Below are 19275 nucleotides of genomic sequence, written 5' to 3' on the forward strand. Positions count from 1 at the left end.
CTTTCGCCGCGGTCATGGAGTGAGCGATGCTGCCGGCGATGATACGCCGCCCTGCACGATTCGCCGTCGAATCACTCCTCGGGCTCGCCGTCGTCGCCGGTTGCGGCGACAGCGGCGGACCTAGCCCCGCCACCGCCACCGGGATCACCGGCGCCACCGGACTCACCGGTCAGGCGCCGGGGACGACGACCGGACAGGACGCCCCGAGCGGCGATTCGACGGCCGTCCCGACCACCACCTCCGGCGATGCGAGCGCCGGCACCACCACCGACAGCGCGCCGCCCGGCCTGCCCAAGCTCGACCTCGGCGAGCAGCCGCAGGGCACCACCGGCGAGGACGACCCGCTGGCGGCCGGCTGCAAGAAGATCGACTTCTTGTTCGTGGTCGACAACTCGGGCTCGATGGCCGACGAGCAGGCCAACCTGATCGCCTCGTTCCCCGGCTTCATCGACACGATCACCAATACGCTGTCGGCCAAGGACTACCACATCATGGCGGTCTCGACCGACAACGGCATGAACACCGGCCTCAGCAGCACGTGCACCAACGGCTCGTGCAACTGCACCCCGCCCCCGTCTGCTGCGAGAACGCCTGCGGCGGCTCGGGCATGACCTGCAACGGCTTCGACTGCAACGACCTGCCGCTGTCGCAGTGCAACTACGAGTACGGCACCGGCAAGGAGTTCGACGCCACCGGCAAGCACTGCATGCTCGCCGACATGAAGCGCTACATGACGGAGAGCCAGCCCGACCTGGCCCAGACGTTCGAGTGCATCGCCAACGTCGGCACCTACGGCAGCGGCGACGAGAAGGTCATGCTGTCCGCCACCTCTGCGCTCGGCGACCCGCAGAACGCCCCCGGCGGCTGCGACGAGGGCTTCCTCCGCGACGACGCGCTGCTCGTGCTCGTGTTCATCACCGACGAGGAGGACGACATGGCCGACGACGGCAAGGGCTCGCCCGGCGAGCCGGCCGAGTGGTTCCAGGCCGTCGTCGCCGCCAAGGGCGGCGAGGAGAAGTCGGCGGTGGTGCTCGGCCTGGTCGGCGACAGCAACCTGCCGATGGGCCTCTGCCCGCCCGGCGGCGACCCGAACGGCGGCGACGGCATGGGCGCCGAGGCCTCCCCGCGCCTGCAGAGCTTCGTCGACATGTTTTCAAACGGGGTGATCGGCAGCGTCTGCGCGGCCGACTACACCCCGTTCTTCGCCGAGGCCGTCGGCGTCATCGACACCGCCTGCGACGAGTTCGAACCGCCGGGCTGACCGGCCGCTCGACGTGGGACCCGACCTGGCCTCGGGGCCAGGTCTCACGAAAGCCCCGGCCTCAGGCCGGGACGGAGCCGATGACCCACACGTACCAGCTCCAGCAGTTCAGGCAGTAGTACTTCTCGGCGGTCGAGACCACCGCGTCGAACTTGCGGCCCTGGGCGAGGAACTCGCCGCGCGTGCCGTCGACGAGCTCGATCGAGGGGCCCTCGTCGTGCACGAACCGGAAGGCGATCCGCTCGGGGTCGAGGGTGTCGAAGCACTCGTTGCCGCACGGCAGCGGGCACATACCCTCGACCGTGTCGACCGTGAGCGCGCCGAACACCTCGTTGACCCCGAAGTTGCTGTCGTGGGCGACGCCGGCGAGCAAGACCTCATCGGTGAGGGCGGCCTTGAGGACGAACCACTCGCCCTCGCCGATGTGGTGACCCTCGCCCTGCCAGTAGGCGTCGAGCGCGACCGTCTGGCCGTCCTGGATGTCGATGGCGAAGTCGGCCGGGGCGGTGACGAAGAGCGTGACGGCGACGTCGAGCAGATCGCCCTGGCTGCAGAGGAGGGCGACCTCGACCTTCCCCTCCACGTTGGTCGCGGTCTGGACGATGCAGGCGGCCGCGACCTGGATCGTCTCCGGCTCGCCGTCCATGACCGGCCAGGCGCCGAAGTCGATGCCGACCTCGGCGGTGACGACCGGATCGCGCGGGACGCAGGCCTCACCGCCGGTGTCCGTATCGGTGTCGGTCGCGGTCGAGTCCGTGTCGGTCGCGGCGGTGTCGGTCGCGGCGGTGTCGGTCGCGCTGGTGGTCGGCTGCGTCGCGGCGGTGTCGGTCGCGTCGGTGTCGGTCGCGTCGGTGTCGGTCGCAGCCGAGTCGGTCGCGTCGGTGTCGGTCGCGGCCCCCTCCTCGGGCTTGCAAGCGGGCGCGAGGATCGCGGAGACGAGGACGAGCGCGTGGAGCGGGAGCAGGGTGCGGGACAGCATGACGGCCGGCCCTGAGCACGGGACGTGCCAACGCCTACGAGGCGAAATTCGCCGCCGTACGCGACCGTGTGAGGGAGCCCGCGACACGAACGCCCGGGCGCACGCATCCTCGCGGTCGCCCCGGCCTCCGCGCTCCGGGAGACCCGCGGTCCCCGATCGATCTCGGCTCGAACGGCGGCCTCACGCGCACGCAGAGCGTGCCGCCGAGACCACGGCTTGCGGCTGCGCGAGCAGGTGCGGTTCGGCGCGGAGCGAAAGCTCGCCTACGAGCTCACGCCGGCGCGAGGGTGAGGTCGAAGAGGCATGTCCGAAACGACATGCCTTTTCAAACATGTCCTCAGGAGAATGTCCGAGGGAACATGTCCGATCAGTCCGGGAACGCCCGCGAGCACTGGTCGAGCAGCCACGGCAGCTCGGCGTTGCGGTCGCCGAGCAGCACCGTCACGCAGGCGGCCGCGCGCGGGCTGGTCTCGCGCTCGCAGGCGCTCTGGTCGGCCGCGCGGCTGGCCTGCAGCAGCTTCAGGGCCGCGCCCGCGGGGTCGATGTCGCGGTAGAGCGCGTCGGCGGCCGTGAACATCGCGGCGCAGGCCTGCTTGCGGTCGGCGGGCAGCGGGTCGGGCAGGCGCGACGCGACCGCCACCTTGAGGGCCGCCGCCTCGCCGTCGTAGTCGGGCTGGTTGGCGAACCCGCGCGCGTCGTTGTTGGCCGTGCGCCCCGCGGGCGGGCTCGCCGGGCTCGCCGGCGCCGGCGCGGCGCCCGACGCCGTCGGCGAGGCCGAGCGCCCGTCGGGGGCCGGCGTACAGGCGGCGATCAGCACCGCCGCGAGGAGAGCGTCGCGCGCGCGAGGCATGCGGCCGGAGCATAGCCGCCCCCGCCCCGGACGTCTCCTTTCGGCTCCTCCTCGCTTCGTCGTTGCAGCCTCGTCGGTGCCGCGCATAAACTCAGGCTCGCGGCATGCAGGAGTCCCTCTTCCCCACCAGCGCGCCGGTCCCGTTCGTCACCCGGGTCACCCTGCGCAACTACCGGAGCATCGAACAGTGCGACGTCGTGCTTCGGCCTCTGACCGTGCTGGTCGGCCGCAATGGGGCCGGTAAAAGCAATTTCCTCGACGCCTTGCGTTTTCTCACCGAGGCCCTGCAGCACTCGTTGCAGCAAGCCTTCAACAGCCGGGGCGGCATTGCAGCCGTTCGCCGCAAGAGCACGGGTCATCCGCGGAACTTCGCCATGCGATTCGAGCTGGCGCTGCCGGCGGGCCGCTCGGCTATCTATCGCTTCGCCGTCGCGGCCCGACGGCTTGGTGGTTTCGTGGTCCGCCGCGAGGAAGCCATCATCCGCGAAGGGAACGGTTCACCACTCGCGTCGTACCGGATCGTGCGTACGGGTAAGGGCGACGACCTCAAGACCCTGTTCGAGGCGTCGGTATCGCCGGCTCCCCCAGCACAAGACGATCGTCTCTATTTGCCGATTGCCGCCGGTTTCCCCGCATTCCGCGAACTCTTCGACGGCCTCGCGGCGATGGGGTTTTACAGCCTCAACCCCGAGGAGATGCGCCGGCTACAGACACCAGAGCACGGCGAATTGTTGGCTCGAGATGGCCGCAACTTGCCCAGTGTCATCGCTCGGCTGCAACAGGAAGAGCCCGCTGCCCTTCAGCGCATCGAGGAGTACCTCGCCACCATCGTCCCAGGCGTTCGCAAGGTTGAAAGGATCACCCACGGCGGTTACGAGACTCTGCAATTCAGCCAGGCGGTCAAGGGCGCGAGCCACCCCTGGACATTCGAGGCACTCAATATGTCCGATGGCACCCTAAGGGCGCTTGGGATTCTAGTCGCAGCGGTGCAATTGTTCGGCCGCAAGCGTCCCGTTCGCCTCGTCGGCATCGAAGAAGCCGAGACTGCCCTGCATCCGGCCGCGGCCGGCGCGCTGGTCGACGCTCTGCGAGAGGCGTCAGCTCACACACAGGTGGTGCTGACGAGTCATAGCCCCGAAATCCTCGACAGGCTTCTGAATCGAAGAGGACACCCTCCTCGTCGTCCATGCTTCGGGTAACCGGACGGTGGTCGCGCCGGCCGATCCCGGCAGCCGCGAGTCCTTACGGCAGCACTTGTCGACGGCAGGTGAGCTGCTACGCATGGACCAGCTCGAGCCCGATCCTGTGGACGCACAGAGACAAGCGGCGATCCGGTGGAATCAACTCGACTTCGACGGTGCGAACCTCGCGACCGAGGACGAGGACGACGCATAGCATGTTGCGCGTGCAGTCGATCGTCGAGGGCCATGGCGAAGTCCTCGCTCTGCCGCCGTTAGTTCGACGAATATGCAGCGAACTCTTCAGTCTGTACCACGTCGAGGTCGCTCAGCCGCTCCGTCAGCCGCGGACGCGCCTGGTCCGAGACGGCGAGCTTCAACGTTTCGCAGGAGTCGCTGCCAACAAATTGCGCGCGGCTCGCCCGGTGGCCCACGGCCTCGTGCTTGTGCTCCTCGATGGCGACGGGGACCGCCCCTGCGAGTTGGGACCGCGCCTACTAGCGCGCGCGCAGTCCGGAAGCGGCGATCAAGCCGCCGCATGCGTCGTAGCCAATCTCGAGTTCGAGACCTGGTTCGTCGCGGCCGCGGAATCTCTCGGTGACTACCTGGATCTCGGCGCTAGCCAAATCCCTCAGTCTCCCGAGACACTTCGACTGCGTAAGAAGTGGATCGAAGATCGCTTCCGCGGCACCCGCTATAGTGAGACGCTAGACCAACCGCGATTGGCGGCACGGATGGACCTCGCGCTGTGTCGGTCGCGTTCGCCTTCTTTCGACAAACTGTGTCGGGACCTCGAGCGCGCGATCGCTACCATGCGGACCCGAACCAGCGGACATGAGTAGGGCGCGGCTCACGGAGAGTTTCCCGCGACCTCCAGTTTGCGGCTGTGAGCACGCCGCGATAAGATGCCCGCCATGACGGTGTTCTCCCGCCGCGCCTGGCCCACGGTCTCACTCGCCTTCGCCGCGCTGCTGTCCGCGCCCGCGAGCGCCGCGACCGAGCCTGGCAGCTTGCAGAACCCGCTCGAGAAGTCGGCCGACTGTCGCAAGTGCCACGCCTTCGCCAACCCGCCCGAGCACGCCGACGTGCCCAACGTCTCGCCGATCGCCTGGGCCGGCGGCATGATGGCCAACTCCGCCCGCGACCCGGTGTTCTGGGCCGGGGTGGCGATCGCCGCCCAGGACATGCCCGGCGAGACCGCGAGCTGCGTCCGCTGCCACTCGCCGCGGGCCTTCGTGGCCGGCCGTGACGACGCCACCGCGATCGACGACCTCGACCCCGACGACCTCGCGGGCGTCGACTGCGACCTGTGCCACCGCATGATCGACGACGGCGTCACGCCGCCGGGCGACGCCCACTACACCATCGACGACGTCATCGGCGACGCCGGCGACGTGCCGAAGCAGGGCCCGTGGTCGTACGACGGCGGCGACAAGCCGATGCACAGCTGGATGGTCGGCGATCTGCTGGGCCGCTCCGAGCACTGCGGCACCTGCCACGACGTCACCACCGGGCGCGACCGCCTCGACGCCGACGGCCAGCCGACCGGCGCCAAGTTCAACGAGCAGCGCACCTACAGCGAGTGGCTCGCCAGCGCCTACGCGACCCCGGGCCTCGAGTTCAAGTCGTGCCAGGACTGCCACATGCCGGCGGTCGACAACGTCGCCGGCTGCGCCGAGTTCAACAGCCAGGGCATCGTGCACGCCACCGGCGGCCGCCGCCACGACCTCGCCGGGGCGAACCGGCGGATGGTGGAAATTCGAAGTCGCTGTACGGCAGCGCCGGCAGCGGCGACATCGACGACGCCTACTTCGACGTCGCGCTCGCGGGCATCGACCTCTCGCTCGGGGGCGCGGCGACGCTCGAGGTCACTGCGCCGGAGTCGGTCGACCTGCAGGCGGGCATCGACGGCTGGGGCGTCAAGGTCACCAACAACACCGGCCACAAGCTGCCGAGCGGCTACTCCGAGGGCCGCGTCATGTGGCTCGAGATCACCGCGAGCTACATGGGCGAGCCCGTCTGGGGCTCGGGGCGGTGGATCGCCGGCCAGGGCCTCGAGGGCGACCCGCAGCAGCGCACCTACGAGGCGATCGCGGTGCACCAGCAGACCGGCGCGACCAACCACCTCCTGCTCAACGACTACTGGCAGGTGGACAGCCGGATCCCCAAGGGCCTCCAGGCCGGCATCGAGACCGACCCGGTCGGCGACCGCTACGCGCAGCTTCCCGACGAGACCTGGCCGCACTGGGACGAGGTCACCTACGCGTTCGCGCCGGCGCGCATCGTCGACCTCACGCCCGGGCAGGACGACCTCCTCGACCTCCGCGTCCGCCTCCTCTACGTCATCAACACCCCCGCCTACCTCGAGTTCCTGGCCACCGAGAACCACACGAACAGCGCCGGCGCCGACGCGCAGGCGCTGTTCCCCGCCGAACCTGACCCATTGGTCCTGGCCGAATGGACAGCCTCGGTCCGCTGCGCGGCCTGGTCGAGGAGGGCGAGTCGAGCGACGGCACCAGCGACGGCACCGGCACCAGCGACGGTACGGGCGACGCGCCGACCACCGGCGCGACGACCGGCAGCACCGGCGCCGCGAGCACGGGCCCTGGCCCCACCGGCACCACCGCCGACGCGACGGGCAGCGCGACCACCGGCGGTCAGCAAGGCGGCGACGACGGCTGCGGTTGCCGGCAGAGCGGCCCGGCCGGCGGCTTCGCGCTGCTGCTGCTCGCGCTCGGCCGCCGCCGCCGAACCCGTCGCTGAGGCGCTCGCCCGGGCTCCCTCCTGCTGCGACTCGCGCTCGTCCGCCGCCGCCGAGCCCGGCGCTGACGCTCCTGCTGCTGCTCGCGCTCGTCCGTCGCCAAGCCTGGCGCTGACGCGCTCGCCCTGCTGCTGCTAGCGCTCGGTCGCCGAGCCCGGCGCTGACGCGCTCGCCCTGCTGCTGCTCGCGCTCGGTCGCCGAGCCCGGCGCTGACGCGCTCGCCCTGCTGCTGCTCGCGCTCGTCCGCCGAGCCCGGCGCTGACGCGCTCGCCCTGCTGCTGCTCGTCGCGCTCGGTCGCCTCCGCCGAGCCCGTCGCTGACGCACCGCTCGACGTCGCGTTGCTGCTGCTCGCGCTCGGCCCCCCGCCGCCGCGCCCGCGCTCGATGCTGCGGCTCGCGCTCGTCCGCCTTCGCGCCCGCACGAGCCACGCGCCTGAGCCGGCCTCGGGCCGCTGCTCGCGATCGGGTCGTCGCGACCGAGGCCGTCGAGTCACCATTCGTGTCGCAAGGCCCCGGCATTCGCATCGGCCATTCGCGGGACGCTCATTTTCGAGGGTCCTATGATTCGGCCGACCCGTTCGCGAGACCTTCTTCAATTCTACCTCGTCAAAGAATCGCGGACTGTCTCCCCCGTGGCTTTACTTGCGCGCCGGTGCCCCCGCGAAGCGTCGCGCCCCGCGCGGCTCTCCTCATTCGCGCTCTGCCATTCGCGCGTCCCCGGTCTCCCCGCCGGCGCATTCGAGGCCCCCTGCCGCGCGGTTCGCCTCGGTCGAATCATGCCACTCGGAGACGCAAGCTCCCATCATTCGCACCGAGCCATTCGCCGAGCGAATCTCCGCGCAGCTCGCCGTCAAACCGAACCCCCTGCGCCCTGTCCCTCGCGAAGGACCCTCCGGACGCGCCCGCCGTGACGGCGCCCGTCACCCCAGCGCGCGAACCGTCTCGCCGCGAGACCGTCCCGCCCGCCGATGCGCCCCGGAGATCTGCCCGCGCGCGATTTCGCCCCCGCCTCCCGTCCTCGCGCCGAGCGCGCGCCAAGTATGAACAGCGTCCGGGCCGCCCCGTGGCCCGGCTTTGGTTAAGCCAGCATCATTCAAGATAGTCGTTTCCCGACAACAATATCCCGTAAAATTCATGCGTGCCGACCCGCCCCGGCCCTCTCTCGCGGCTCCTTGCCCAGCCCGACCGGCCGCGGCAGTGAACGCGCCGCCATCCACGCCGCGCGCCGCGGCGACCGACCTCGAGCGGCGCCGTGCTGTCACATCGACACCTGCGCGCGATCGACATGTCTCTTCGGACATATTTCAGTCGATCGCGTCGATGAGCGCGAGTTCATCTGGCGCCGCGCTGCATCGGCCGTGAACCGGTGAACCGCACTTAACTCGACCGTTACCGGCCCCGCTCCTACCTTGATTGCGTCGAGTCTCACCAGTCGGGGCGCCGGGTCGCGGCGCCGGGGAGAGCTCCGTTGTCGCCACTCCTGTCCTTTATCACCGCCGCTCCGGGGGCGGGTGCGCCGTGGGGCGTCGCGCTGTCGCAGACAGCCGGCGTCCTGCTGTTGCCGCTCGTCTGGCTCGGCGTCGCCGCGCAGGTCGAGGCCGGGCTGAGCGGGCGCCGGGGCGTGCGTCTGCTGCAGCCCGCGCGCGACCTGCTGCGAGCGCTGCGCAAGGGCGCGGCGATGCGGCCCCGCGGCCTGCTGGCGCTCGTCGCCGCGCTCGCCCTCGCCGCCCTCGCGCCGGTCGTCGGCCCGACCTCGCCGCTCGCGTTCCACGGCGACCTCGCCGTGTTCGTCGGCCTGCTGGCCCTCTACCACCATTCGCAGCGCCGGGCCGGGGCCCCGCCCCGCGGCGCGCTGCAGCTCCTCGCGCTGGTCGCCGCGCTGCTCGCCGGCACCCAGGTCGGCCTCGACGAGCTCGCCGCCAGCCCGCGCTGGACCGTCGCCCTCGTGTGCGCCGCCGCCACGTTGCTCGCGCTACGGGTCGTCGCCGCCGATCGCCCCGACGACGTCCTCGACCACGGCCTCGCGCGCTACCTCGACGGCGTCGTCGCGGTCGCCCTCTCCGGTCTGTTCGCCGCCCTCGTCCTCCCGTCCGCGCGCGGCTGGCCGGGCGTGTCCGTGCACCTGCTCGTCTCGCTCGCGCTGGCGGCGTCGGCGGGGACCTTCGCGGCCCGCGTCGCCCGGCCGCGCCCCGCCGCGCGCTCGCTGTACTTCGGCGGCGCCGCGCTGTGCGAGGGCCTCGGCGTCGTCCTGCACCTGCGGGGGGCGAATGACCGCTCCGCGCTCGGCCCAGTCGCAGCCGCCGGGCGAGCCGGGAGCGCGCTCCTTCCTGCGCCTCGTGTCGTCGCGCCCGGTCCCCGCGGCGCCGGGCGACGGCGACGGCGGCCCGCGCCCCTTGCTCGTGGCCGCCGTCGACGACCTGCCCGAGCTCCCGGGCGACACCTTCGTCGCCGCGCTCGCCCGCGAGACCGCCGCGGGCGCCCGCGTGCTGACCTACCACGGCCGCCGCGACGACGTGCGCGGCATCGTCCTGACCGCGGCGCTGGTGCGCCCGCGCGGCCTCGCGGTGATGCGCGGACGGGCCGCACACGACCGGGCGCTGCCCGCCTTGCGCGGCCCGCTCGGCGCCCACGAGCGCCTGCTCGAAAGGACATACGGCCTGCAGCTCGCCGTCCCGCCGCCGCGAGCCGCCGACGCCCCGCTCGACCCGCGCGACATGTGGTTCTGGCCGGCCGGCAAGACCGCGGAGGAGCGCGATCCCGGCTTCGGCGGCCTCGTCGATCACGGCCCCCTGCGCCTGCACTGCCGCGGTGACCACATCCGCGGCGTCGAGCTGCGGGCCGGAGCGGAGCACGACGTCGAGGCGGTGCTCTGCACGCGACCCGTCGCCCAGCTCCCGGCGCTGATCGAGACCCTGCGCGGCGAGGGCAGCGTGGCCCGGGCCTGGGCCCACGCGATGGCGATCGAGGGCCTCGCCGGCGTCGACCTCGACCTCGCCGGCGACGTCCACCGCGGCGTCGGCCTCGAGCTCGAGCGGATCGCCGGTCACCTCGTCAGCCTCGCCGCCACCGCCCGCGCGATCGGCTTCGGCGCCGGCGCGTCCGACCTCGACCGCCTGCACGCGCTCGCCCGCGACCTCCTCATGCGCCTGTGCGGCAGCCGCCACGGCCACGGCCACGTGCGCCCCGGCGGCGTGCGCGAGCCGATCGGCGCCGCGCGGATCGCCGACGTCCGCGCCACCCTCACCGGCCTCCGCGGCGCCTTCGCCCGCTGCAGCGCGATGCTGCTGGGCGCCCGCTCGGTCCGGGCCCGGCTCGACGGCGTCGGCGGCCTCACCGGCGGCGACGCGGCCCAGCTCGGCCTCGTCGGCCCGGCCGCGCGCGCCAGCGGCCTGCCGCACGACCTCCGGCGCGACCTCCCCGGCCGCCTCTACCGCCGCCACGCGGTCGACGTGTTCGTCGAGTACGACGGCGACTGCCTGGCCCGCGCCTCGCTGCGAGCGCGCGAGGTCGACGCGGCCGTCGCGTGGATCTTGCACAGCATCGCCGGGGCCGCCGGCGCACGCCCGGCCGCGGCGCTGCCTTCGCTCGCACCGCGTCATCTGGCGATCGCCGCGGTCGAGGGGGCGCGCGGGTCGATCGTCCACCTGCTCGAGACCGACGCCGCCGGCCGGCTGCTCGACTACCGCGCCCAGGACCCGGCGATGTTCGCCTGGCCCGCCCTGGCCACCGCCGTCCGCGGCGGCACGCTCGCCGACGTCCACCTGTGCGCGCACAGCCTCGACCTCGCCCTCGGAGGCCTCGCGTGCTGAAGCCTCGCCCGCGTGGGACCGCGAGTTTTTCTCGATCGAGCGCTGCGCCGACGCTCTCCATACGACCCGACGCCGCTCGCCCCGACGCGCCGCGCAGCTCCGACCTCCGTCCGCTCACGACCGCGAACCATCGCGAGCTGCGGACCCCTCCGCAGCTCTCACTCACTCGCTCGACTCGCACGCTACGAACCGCTCCGCACCTCGCACTCACTCGCTCCGCTCGCGCGCCGTGGACCGCTCCGCAGCTCGCACTCACTCGCTCCGCTCGCGCCCTGCGGATCCCTCCGCACCTCGCACTCACTCGCTCGCCTCGCGCCCCGCGGATCCCTCCGCACCTCGCACTCGCTCGCTCGGCTCGCGCCCTGCGGACCCCTCCGCACCTCGCACTCGCTCGCTCGCCTCGCGCCCCGCGGATCCCTCCGCACCTCGCACTCACTCACTCGGCTCGCGCGCTGCGGACCCTCCGCAGCTCGCACTCACTCGCACGGCTCGCGCGCTGCGGACCCCTCCGCAGCTCGCACTCACTCGCATTCGCTCGGCGCTCGCGCCCGGAGGCCTCGCGTGCTGACCATGCTCCGCAACCTCCGGCCGCCGCCGCGACGCGCCCTGCCGGACCTGCGCGCCGCCGAGGCGGCGGGCTTCTGCGGCCTACCTGTCCTCAAAGACAGTGATTGCCCGAGCGACTGCACCGCCTGCCTCCCGGTGTGTCCCGGCGGCGCCCTGACGCGGACCGGCGGCGCCCTCGCGCTCGACCTCGGGCGCTGCGTGTTCTGCCGCGAGTGCGTCCATGCCTGTCCCGAAGGCAAGGTTCGTTTCAGCTCCGAGCACCGGCTCGCCAGCGGCACCCGCGGCGACCTCGTCATCGGCCCCGAGCGCCGCGCACCGGCCCCCGCGAGCGCCTCGGCTGCGTTTCGCCGGCTCTACGGGCGCTCGCTCAAGCTGCATCGCCTCGTCCTCGGCGGCTGCGACGGCTGCGACCGCGAGCTGCGGGCCTGCGCCGACGGTCACTTCGACATGGGCCGCTGGGGCATCGACTGGGTCGACGCCGCGCGCGACGCCGACGGCCTCGTCGTCTCGGGCCCGGTCGCCGCCGCGGCCGACGACGCGCTGCTGCGGCGCACCTGGGACGCGATCGTCGGGCCCAAGGTGCTGATCGCCGTCGGCGCCTGTGCCATCGGCGGCGGTCCGCACCACGACGGCGCCGACGCGGGCGGCTTCTTCCGCGAGCGCGCCCCCGACCTGTTCCTCCCCGGGTGTCCGCTGCACCCGCTGGCCTTCATCCACGGCGTGCTCGACCTGCTCGGCATCGTCTGAGCGCGCCTTCCTCCTGCACCACTCCTCACCCCGGACCTCGTCCATGCCGACACCCACGACACCATCCTCGGCCAAGATCCTGGTCGTCGAGGACAACCGCAAGCTCGCCAGCTTCCTCTCGCGCGCGCTCACCGAGGAGGGCTACGTGGTCGACCTCGTCGACGACGGCGCGGTCGCGGTCTCGCAGGCGCGCAGCATCGAGTACCACCTCGTGATCCTCGACTGGATGCTGCCCTCGCTCGACGGCCTGAACGTGTGCCGCGCCCTGCGGACCGCCGGCAAGTCGGTGCCGATCCTCATGCTCACCGCGCGCTCCGAGTTCTGCGACCGCGTCTCCGGCCTCGACGCCGGCGCCGACGACTTCTTGCCCAAGCCGTTCGACCTCAGCGAGCTGCTGGCCCGCGTGCGCGCGCTCGGCCGCCGCGGCCAGCGCGACCGCTACCTCGAGGTCGGCCAGCTCCGCATCGACCGCCAGGACCGCACCGTCACCTTCGCCGGCGCGGACCTCGACCTCACCCACCGCGAGTTCATGCTGCTCGGCTACCTCGCGCGCGAGGCCGGCCGCGTGGTGTCCCGCGTCGAGCTGCTCCAAAACGTGTGGGAGACCGCCTACGACCCCGGCACCAACATGATCGACGTCCACGTCAAGAACCTGCGGACCAAGCTCGGCGAGCACGCGTCCATGATCGAGACCGTCCGCGGCATCGGCTACCGCTGGCAGGCCGAGCCCGGCAACCGCGTGGCCTGACGCGACCGGGCGGGAGCGCTGGGGCGTCACATGTCCCTTCAGCCATCTCACGATCGCCGCTCGAAGCGACAACGACCCCGCGCGACGCGGCCTGGGATCGCTGAGCCGTAACATGTCCCTTCAGCCATCTCACGAGCCCCGCTCGAAGCGACACCGCCCCCCGCGTGCGACCTCCAGGGATCGCTGAGTCTTAACCTGTCCCTTCAGCCATCTCACGAGCCCCGCTCGAAGCGACACCGCCCCCCGCGTGCGACCTCCAGGGATCGCTGAGTCTTGACCTGTCCCTTCAGCCATCTCACGATCGCCGCTCGAAGCGACAACGACCCTGCATGACGCCGGGCCTGGCGCGCCCGCCTTCGGCTTGCGTCACACCGGCGTCACCCGCCCTCGTGTGACCGTCTGTCCTTTCAGACCTGTCTCTTCCAACCTGTTCGTTCGTGTCGCGCATGCGTCGAGCAGCCGATCCGCCTGCCTCATCGGACCTATCCCTTCGGACCTCTCCGTTTGCGTCGCAGAGAACGTCGAGCAACCGATCCGCCTGCCTCATCGAACCTGTCCCTTCGGACCTATCCGTTTGCGCCGCCCGGGGTCGAACCACACCCCGACCTCGATCCCGAGGTTCAGCTCCACTCCGCCCACGGCCGCCAGCGCCGCCTCGCCGGGGCGCGCCAGCAGCGGCTTGCGCGGGCCGTTCGGGCCGGGTTCGCCCGAGGCCCACAGCTCCGCCCGCGCCCCGGCGCGCACCGCCACGGCCGGCAGGCGCAGCCAGAAGCCGGGCGACAGCCGCAGGCCGCCGCCGACCAGGGGCCGCGAGCTCGCGCGAACGACCGAGACCTCGCCGCCTGGCAGCCCCCACCACTCGACCCCGACGAGCCCGACGATCGGCAGCTCGAACGCCCGCACGCGCACGCCGAAGCCCGCCCCCGCGGCCACGCGCACCCGCGCCAGAGTGTGGCGGTCGACCGGGGCCACCGTCGCGCGCACCTCGAACGCGGCGATCGCTCCTCGCCGCCAGCGCAGGTCGAGCCCGAGCCCGAACATCGCCCCGCGCACGCCGGCCAGCGGCCGGTCGAGCCCGAACGACGCGCCGTCGTAGCGCACCAGGCCGAGCTCGAGCCGCGGCGCAGGCGCCGGCGCCGGCGGCGAAGGCAACCGCGGACACGGCTGCACCTCCGGACATGTCTTTGTAACATGTGTCCTTGGGACATCCGATTGTCCCGGCGGAGGCGGCGGCTCGGCGATCGCCGGCGGCACCGGCACGTCGCGCTGGTCGGGGGCGACCGAGTCGTCCTCGATGGCCGCGATCAGCAGCGCCAGCGCGCCGGCCACCGGGCGCGCCGGCGGCTCGTTCGCGGTGTCGACCACGCGGAAGTAAGCCCGCCCGTCGGCGAGGATCAGCGCGACCTGCACCTGCGTCGCTGACGTCCGCCGCAGGTCGACGAACGCGCGCAATCCGTCGCGCGCCGGCAGCTCGTCGCCCTGCTGCGCCAGCGCCAGCGACGGCAAGCGCACCCGCAGCGCCCGCTCGAGGTCGGCGAACTCGACGCCCTCGACCCGCACGAGCGCGCCGGCGATCGTCGGCGCGGGGACCACGGGGACCGGGCTCGCTACGGGCACCGACCCGGGCGAAGCGCTCTTGCTCGCCTCCGGTACCGTCGCGGTCGGCGAGTCCTTGCTCGCCTCCGTCGCTCCGCCAGGCGAGGCAACCTTCGCGCCCTCGGTCGGCGGCGGCCTCTTGCTCGCCTCCGTCGTCGGCGAGTCCTTGCTCGCCTCCGTCGCTCCGACAGGCGAGGCAACCTTCGCGCCCTCGGTCGGCGGCAGCCTCTTGTTCGCCTCCACCGTCGGCGAGTCCTTGCTCGTCTCCGTCGCTCCGCCAGGCGAGGCAATCTTCGCGCTCGCACCCGTCGCCGAACTCTCGCTCGCCTCCGTGGCTTCGGAGGCAACCTTCGCGCCCTCGGTCGGCGGCCTCTTGCTCGCCTCCGTCGTCGGCGAATCGTTGCTCGCCTCCGTCGCTTCGACAGGCGAGGCGACCTTCGCACCCGTCGCCGAGCTCTTGCTCGCGCCCGCCGTCTCCCCCGCATCGGCGGGCGAGCTCGTCAGCGCGAGCGCGAGCAGGGGGGCGGACAGCACGGCGAGCCGCTATATAGCCCGCCGAGGCCGACCGGGCGAGGGCTCAAGGTTGGCCGAGGCAGTCGGCCAGCTTCTGGTCGCACAGCGCGGGTTCCTGGCCTTCCTCGAGGCACGCCTTGTGGAGGTCGAAGCACTGGTCGGGCGCGGGCGGATTCGGCGGGCCCACGCACAGCTGCCACTGCGCCTTGCACTCCTCCGGCTCGCCGCCCTGTTGCAGGCAGACCTCGAGCTCGAGGTCGCAGTCGTTCGGCGGCGGCGGCGGCTGCTGGTTCAGGCACTCCTGCAATTGCCCCTCGCACTCGGCCGGGTCGCCGCCCTGCTGCAGGCACGCCTCGAACTGCCACTTGCAGTCGTCGGGCGGCGGCGGCGGCTCCCAGCACTGCTGCAATTGCGCCTCGCACTCGGCCGGATCGATCCCCTGCTCGAGGCACTGCTGGAACTGCCCCTCGCAGTCGTCGGGCGGCTTCGGCGCGCACAGCTGCTCGCACACCTCCGGCGGCTGGCCCTGCTCCGCGCACTTCTGCCAGCAATCGTAGGGCGGCGGCTGGCCCAGGCACTCCTGCAATGCGCCTCGCACTCGGCCGGGTCGCCCCCCTGCTCGAGGCACAGCTCGAATTGCCACTTGCAGTCGTCGGGCGGCGGCGGCGGCGGCTCCCAGCACTGCTGCAATTGCGCCTCGCACTCGGCCGGATCGATCCCCTGCTCGAGGCACTGCTGGAATTGCCACTCGCAGTCGGGCGGCGGCTGCGGCTCGCACAGCGCCTTGCACTCCTCGGGCGGCAGGCCCTGCTGCTCGCACTGCAGCCAGCAGGTCTCCGGCGGCGGCGGCTGCCCCAGGCACAGCTTCAGCTCGTCCTCGCACTTGGCCGGATCGATCCCCGCCTCGAGGCACACCTGGAACTGCTGCTCGCAGTCGTCGGGCGGCGGCGGCGGGCACGGGTGGGGCGGCACAGCTGCTCGCACACCTCGGGCGGCTGGCCCTGCTTCAGGCACTCCGACACCTCGAACTGGCAATCGACCGGCGGCGGCTGCGTCGGCAAGCACTGCTCGAGCTCGAGCTTGCAGATCGTCGGGTCGATCCCGGCCTCGAGGCACACCTGGAACGCCTGCTCGCAATCGTCCGGCACCGGCACCGGCGCCGGCTCGCAGCCCTCGAGCAGCGGCGCGCACTCGTCGGCGGTGTGGCCCTGGTCGAGGCAGTTCACGTACTGCTGCTGGCAATCATCGGGGGCCGGCTCCTCGTCCTTGCCGCCGCCCTCCTCGACGTCGACCTTCACGTCGCAGCCGGTGGGGACCAGCACGGCGCAGGCCGTGCATGAGAACAGGAAGCCGAGTCGGCGCAATAGGGGGAGTGTCTTCATGGCAACGTCCTTCTCGCGATGCGTTTGGCCGGTGAGTGACGCGGGCCCTGCCGCGATTACAGCCCGGCCTTGCGAATTGCGATCAGGGCGGCTGACACTCCGGCGGTCCGACGTACACGTCGTCCACGCTCCAGCCCGCCACCGGCGGCAGGCCCGGCTCGGGGTGGTGATGACAGAAGCGGACCTTCAGCGCGGGATTGACGAACGGCGTGAGGTCGAAGACGTGCGGCGTCCACACGGGCTCGTCGAGCGGCTCGTTCTTGCTCTCGAACACCGGGACCCACGCCTTGCCGCTCCACGCCTCGACGCGCGCGCTGGACGGCCCGCGCGGCGGCAGCGGCACCGCCGACAGCTGACTCCAATATTGCAGCACCACCGGCTGCGCCAGCAGCAGCGCGTCGATCGGCGGGCTCGTCAGGCACGCGTCCGCGGGCAGCGGCTCGTCCGGCAAGCAGCCGCCGATCGCCGCGCCCGCGAGCATGTTCTCGCCGCCGGGCGAGTGGTCCTCGGGCGGATCTTCGAACCCGTTGACCGCGCACTGCGAGGGGAACGCGGGCCCGATCATCCACGGCGGATCGGTCATCCACGCCCCGGGGTCGTTGAAGTCGAACAGCGACACCGGCCCCGGCTTGCCCACGCACTGGCCCTGCGCGCAGAAGTCGTCGAGGGTGCACGCGAGCCCGTCCTCGCACGGCTCGCCCTCGTTCGCGAACTCGACCGCGCAGTTGCCCGAGGCCGGGTTACAAAACGCGTGCTGACACGGCCCGTCGAAGCCGCCGCAGTCGCGCGGCACGCCCGCGCACTTGCCGGCCACGCAGAGGTCGCCGTCGGTGCACGGGTCGCCGTCGTCGCACTTGTCGCCGTCGAGGTCGAGGTACACGCACTGGCCGCCGTCGCACAGCGGCTGGCGGCAGAACTCCGCCGGGCAATCCGCGGCGACCCGGCACTGCGGCGGCGGGCCGCACAGGTTGTCGACGCACAGGTCGCCCTGGCAGTCCCACGGCCCCGCGCACTTCTGCCCGGGCCCGCACGGCGGACAGACCGGCCCGCCGCAGTCGACGTCGGTCTCGGCGCCGGAGACCACGCCGTCGAAGCACGGCTCCTCCGGGCCCTCGCCCGGCGTCGGCGGCTGCGGCCCGGTCACTGTCGAATCTGTCCCCGGGGACATGGTCTCCGAACCAGCTTCGGTGGCCGGGACGGGCGGGTCGGAGCTGTCCTGGAATTGATAGACTACCGGCGGACAGGCCGCGAGCGGCAGGAACGCCAGCAGCGCGGCCCGGCGAATCGTCGCGGCCGCGAGTCCGCCAGCGCGCCTCCCTGCGTCGGCCTCGATCGGCTTCGCCTCGACGCGAGCGCATCTCGCTGCGCCCGCCTCGATCGGCTTCGCCTCGACGCGAGCGCTCCTCGCTGCGTCCGCCTCGATCGGCTTCGCCTCGACGCGAGCGCTCCTCGCTGCGCCTGCCTCGATCGGCTTCGCCTCGACGCGAGCGCCCCGCGCTGCGTCCGCCTCGATCGGCTTCGCCTCGACGCGAGCGCTCCTCGCTGCGCCCGCCTCGATCGGCTCCGCCTCGACGCGAGCGCCCCTCGCTGCGCCCGCCTCGATCGACTCCGCCTCGATGCGAGCGCCCCTCGCTGCGTCGGCCTCGAACGGCTCCGCCGCGATGGCCCTGCGAAAGCCGCTCATTTCGGCCTCGCTCGCCGCCACTGCCCTCGCTGCGACCGCTTCGCCAGCGCTCCTCACCTCGGCGGCCGCGGCCCTCTCCCTCCGCTCCGGGCCGCGGCTCCCTCTCCGGCCCGCTCGCACCATTCGATCCCTCACGGCTCGCCCTCGAGCACGCGCGCCGCCTGGTGGCGATGCACCCCGTTCGGGAAGTCGGTCGCGTAGTCACGCCAGCAGCTCGCGCGCTCGCCCTCGTCGGCCCGCCGGCACAGGCCCGCGCGGGCGTCGTCCGCGTAGCGCCCGCGCGGGAACGCCTGCAGGTACGTCCGCCACAGCGCGACCTCCTCGTCGCCGCCGTGGCGCTGGCGGGCCAGCGAGAACAGGTCGCCGTAGGCCAGGTCAGCCGCGCGCGAGCCGGGCGCCAGCGCGACGATCTGCCGGTACAGCGCCTCGGCCGCGGCGAGGTCGCCCGCCTCCCACTTCGCCTCGGCCTCGCCGTCGAGCCGCCTCAGCCGCTCCGCCGGCGACTCGCCGCGCGGCCGCGCCGGCCCCTTCTCGGGGACATCCTTCCCACCTGCCTTTTCAGGCATGCTCTTCGGGACATCCTCGACGGGCGGCGTCAATTCGGCGGGCACCTCGGCCTCGCTCGCGGGCGCCGTCGGGCCCACGCCCGGCCGCGCCCGCTCGACCCGCGTCGGCGCCGGCGTGGGCGCCACCTCGTGCCGCGACGGCGACGCCTGGTCCTGAAACGGCGCCTGGAGGGCCGTATCGGGCCCGCCTTGCCCGCGGGTCAGCAGCGGGCGGACCCCGAACGCCAGCGCCGCGACCGCTGCCGCCGCCGCCGCCCACATCCACGCCCGTGACCGCGACTGCCTGGCCTTGGGGACAGGTACGGGCGGAGGCCCGGCCGCTCGCACGGCCGCGCAGTCGTGATCGATCTCCGCGCGCGCCGCTGCCAGCAGCGCCGCGAACTCGGCCTGCTCGCGCGCCGGCACCTTGCCGTTCGCGTCGCGGCGCAGCTGCGCCACCGGGGCCAGCTCGCGCACCTCGACCAGCGCGGCAGCAGGCACGCGCTTCGGGTCGCGCGCGTGCGCCTCGGCGACCACCGCGGCGAAGTCGGGCGCGAGCAGGTCGCGCCGCATCGCCTCGGCGAGGTCGGTCGCGGCGGCGTCGACGATGTCGTCGAGGTCCTTCACGCCGGCTCCTCCTCTGCGGCGGCAGCAC

Annotated in this window: 18 protein-coding genes and 1 pseudogene; 8 read left to right on the forward strand and 11 right to left on the reverse strand. The window is 72.7% G+C overall.

What is annotated here, in order from left to right; all coding sequences use genetic code 11:
- The first annotated feature begins 38 nt into the window (after positions 1-38).
- On the forward strand, positions 39-611 hold the full coding sequence (locus OV079_RS35360) for a hypothetical protein (RefSeq protein WP_267773837.1): 573 nt from the start codon (positions 39-41) through the stop codon (positions 609-611).
- Positions 554-1261: a hypothetical protein gene (locus OV079_RS35365; protein ID WP_267773839.1), complete on the forward strand. Its 708-nt coding sequence runs from the start codon at positions 554-556 to the stop codon at positions 1259-1261. The genes OV079_RS35360 and OV079_RS35365 overlap by 58 nt, the downstream gene beginning before the upstream one ends.
- Before the next feature lie 61 nt (positions 1262-1322).
- Here the strand turns inward: OV079_RS35365 and OV079_RS35370 are convergent, their stop codons facing one another.
- Both OV079_RS35370 and OV079_RS35375 read right to left on the reverse strand, forming a co-directional pair.
- A complete protein-coding gene (locus tag OV079_RS35370) occupies positions 1323-2240 on the reverse strand; it encodes a hypothetical protein (RefSeq protein WP_267773840.1) in 918 nt (305 codons plus the stop codon).
- Between the two features lie 367 nt (positions 2241-2607).
- Positions 2608-3090, reverse strand: a complete 483-nt coding sequence (locus OV079_RS35375; RefSeq protein WP_267773842.1) for a hypothetical protein — start codon at positions 3088-3090, stop codon at positions 2608-2610.
- Between the two features lie 104 nt (positions 3091-3194).
- On the opposite strand from OV079_RS35375, the pseudogene OV079_RS35380 reads away from it, so the two are divergent.
- Together OV079_RS35380 and OV079_RS35385 are read left to right on the forward strand one after the other, a co-directional pair.
- Positions 3195-4485, forward strand: a pseudogene (locus OV079_RS35380) (AAA family ATPase).
- Between the two features lie 10 nt (positions 4486-4495).
- Positions 4496-5110 carry a DUF4276 family protein gene (locus OV079_RS35385; RefSeq protein ID WP_267773844.1) on the forward strand — a complete coding sequence of 205 codons (615 nt, stop codon included), beginning with the start codon at positions 4496-4498 and terminating at the stop codon, positions 5108-5110.
- Positions 5111-5118: 8 nt separating this feature from the next.
- On the opposite strand, the gene OV079_RS35390 is transcribed toward OV079_RS35385, so the two are convergent.
- Positions 5119-5454: a hypothetical protein gene (locus OV079_RS35390; RefSeq protein ID WP_267773845.1), complete on the reverse strand. Its 336-nt coding sequence runs from the start codon at positions 5452-5454 to the stop codon at positions 5119-5121.
- Positions 5455-5625: 171 nt separating this feature from the next.
- Complete coding sequence (locus tag OV079_RS35395; RefSeq protein ID WP_267773846.1) at positions 5626-5829, reverse strand: hypothetical protein; 204 nt, start codon at positions 5827-5829, stop codon at positions 5626-5628.
- Positions 5830-5895: 66 nt separating this feature from the next.
- Between OV079_RS35395 and OV079_RS60660 the strand changes: the two genes are divergently transcribed.
- Positions 5896-7167 carry a hypothetical protein gene (locus OV079_RS60660; protein ID WP_267773848.1) on the forward strand — a complete coding sequence of 424 codons (1272 nt, stop codon included), beginning with the start codon at positions 5896-5898 and terminating at the stop codon, positions 7165-7167.
- A 1120-nt stretch (positions 7168-8287) separates the two neighbouring features.
- Here the strand turns inward: OV079_RS60660 and OV079_RS35405 are convergent.
- A complete protein-coding gene (locus tag OV079_RS35405; protein ID WP_267773850.1) occupies positions 8288-8845 on the reverse strand; it encodes a hypothetical protein in 558 nt (185 codons plus the stop codon).
- 156 nt (positions 8846-9001) lie between these two features.
- The gene (locus OV079_RS35410; RefSeq protein ID WP_267773852.1) at positions 9002-9151 is read right to left on the reverse strand and encodes a hypothetical protein; all 150 of its coding nucleotides are present in this window, start codon (positions 9149-9151) and stop codon (positions 9002-9004) included.
- A gap of 214 nt (positions 9152-9365) precedes the next feature.
- On the opposite strand from OV079_RS35410, the gene OV079_RS56495 reads away from it, so the two are divergent.
- The 3 genes from OV079_RS56495 (at position 9366) to OV079_RS35425 (ending at position 12900) form a co-directional block, all read left to right on the forward strand.
- On the forward strand, positions 9366-10838 hold the full coding sequence (locus tag OV079_RS56495) for an NADH-quinone oxidoreductase subunit D-related protein (protein WP_267773853.1): 1473 nt from the start codon (positions 9366-9368) through the stop codon (positions 10836-10838).
- A gap of 570 nt (positions 10839-11408) precedes the next feature.
- Entirely contained in the window at positions 11409-12152 is a 744-nt protein-coding gene (locus OV079_RS35420) for an NADH-quinone oxidoreductase subunit B family protein (RefSeq protein ID WP_267778732.1), read from the forward strand.
- A 43-nt stretch (positions 12153-12195) separates the two neighbouring features.
- A complete protein-coding gene (locus tag OV079_RS35425) occupies positions 12196-12900 on the forward strand; it encodes a response regulator transcription factor (protein ID WP_267773854.1) in 705 nt (234 codons plus the stop codon).
- Positions 12901-13443: 543 nt separating this feature from the next.
- On the opposite strand, the gene OV079_RS35430 is transcribed toward OV079_RS35425, so the two are convergent.
- The 5 genes from OV079_RS35430 to OV079_RS35450 all read right to left on the reverse strand — a co-directional run bounded on the left by OV079_RS35430 (position 13444) and on the right by OV079_RS35450 (position 19247).
- Positions 13444-14493 carry a hypothetical protein gene (locus OV079_RS35430; RefSeq protein ID WP_267773855.1) on the reverse strand — a complete coding sequence of 350 codons (1050 nt, stop codon included), beginning with the start codon at positions 14491-14493 and terminating at the stop codon, positions 13444-13446.
- Positions 14494-15073: 580 nt separating this feature from the next.
- A complete protein-coding gene (locus OV079_RS35435; protein ID WP_267773856.1) occupies positions 15074-15595 on the reverse strand; it encodes a hypothetical protein in 522 nt (173 codons plus the stop codon).
- Between the two features lie 280 nt (positions 15596-15875).
- Positions 15876-16391, reverse strand: coding sequence for a hypothetical protein (locus OV079_RS35440; RefSeq protein WP_267773857.1), 516 nt, complete (start codon positions 16389-16391; stop codon positions 15876-15878).
- 82 nt (positions 16392-16473) lie between these two features.
- Positions 16474-17559, reverse strand: a complete 1086-nt coding sequence (locus OV079_RS35445; RefSeq protein WP_267773859.1) for a hypothetical protein — start codon at positions 17557-17559, stop codon at positions 16474-16476.
- Between the two features lie 647 nt (positions 17560-18206).
- Complete coding sequence (locus OV079_RS35450; protein ID WP_267773861.1) at positions 18207-19247, reverse strand: tetratricopeptide repeat protein; 1041 nt, start codon at positions 19245-19247, stop codon at positions 18207-18209.
- Between the last annotated feature and the right edge of the window lie 28 nt (positions 19248-19275).

Origin of the sequence: Nannocystis pusilla (assembly GCF_026626665.1) — a bacterium.
GTDB classification, from domain to species: Bacteria; Myxococcota_A; Polyangia; order Nannocystales; family Nannocystaceae; genus Nannocystis; species Nannocystis pusilla.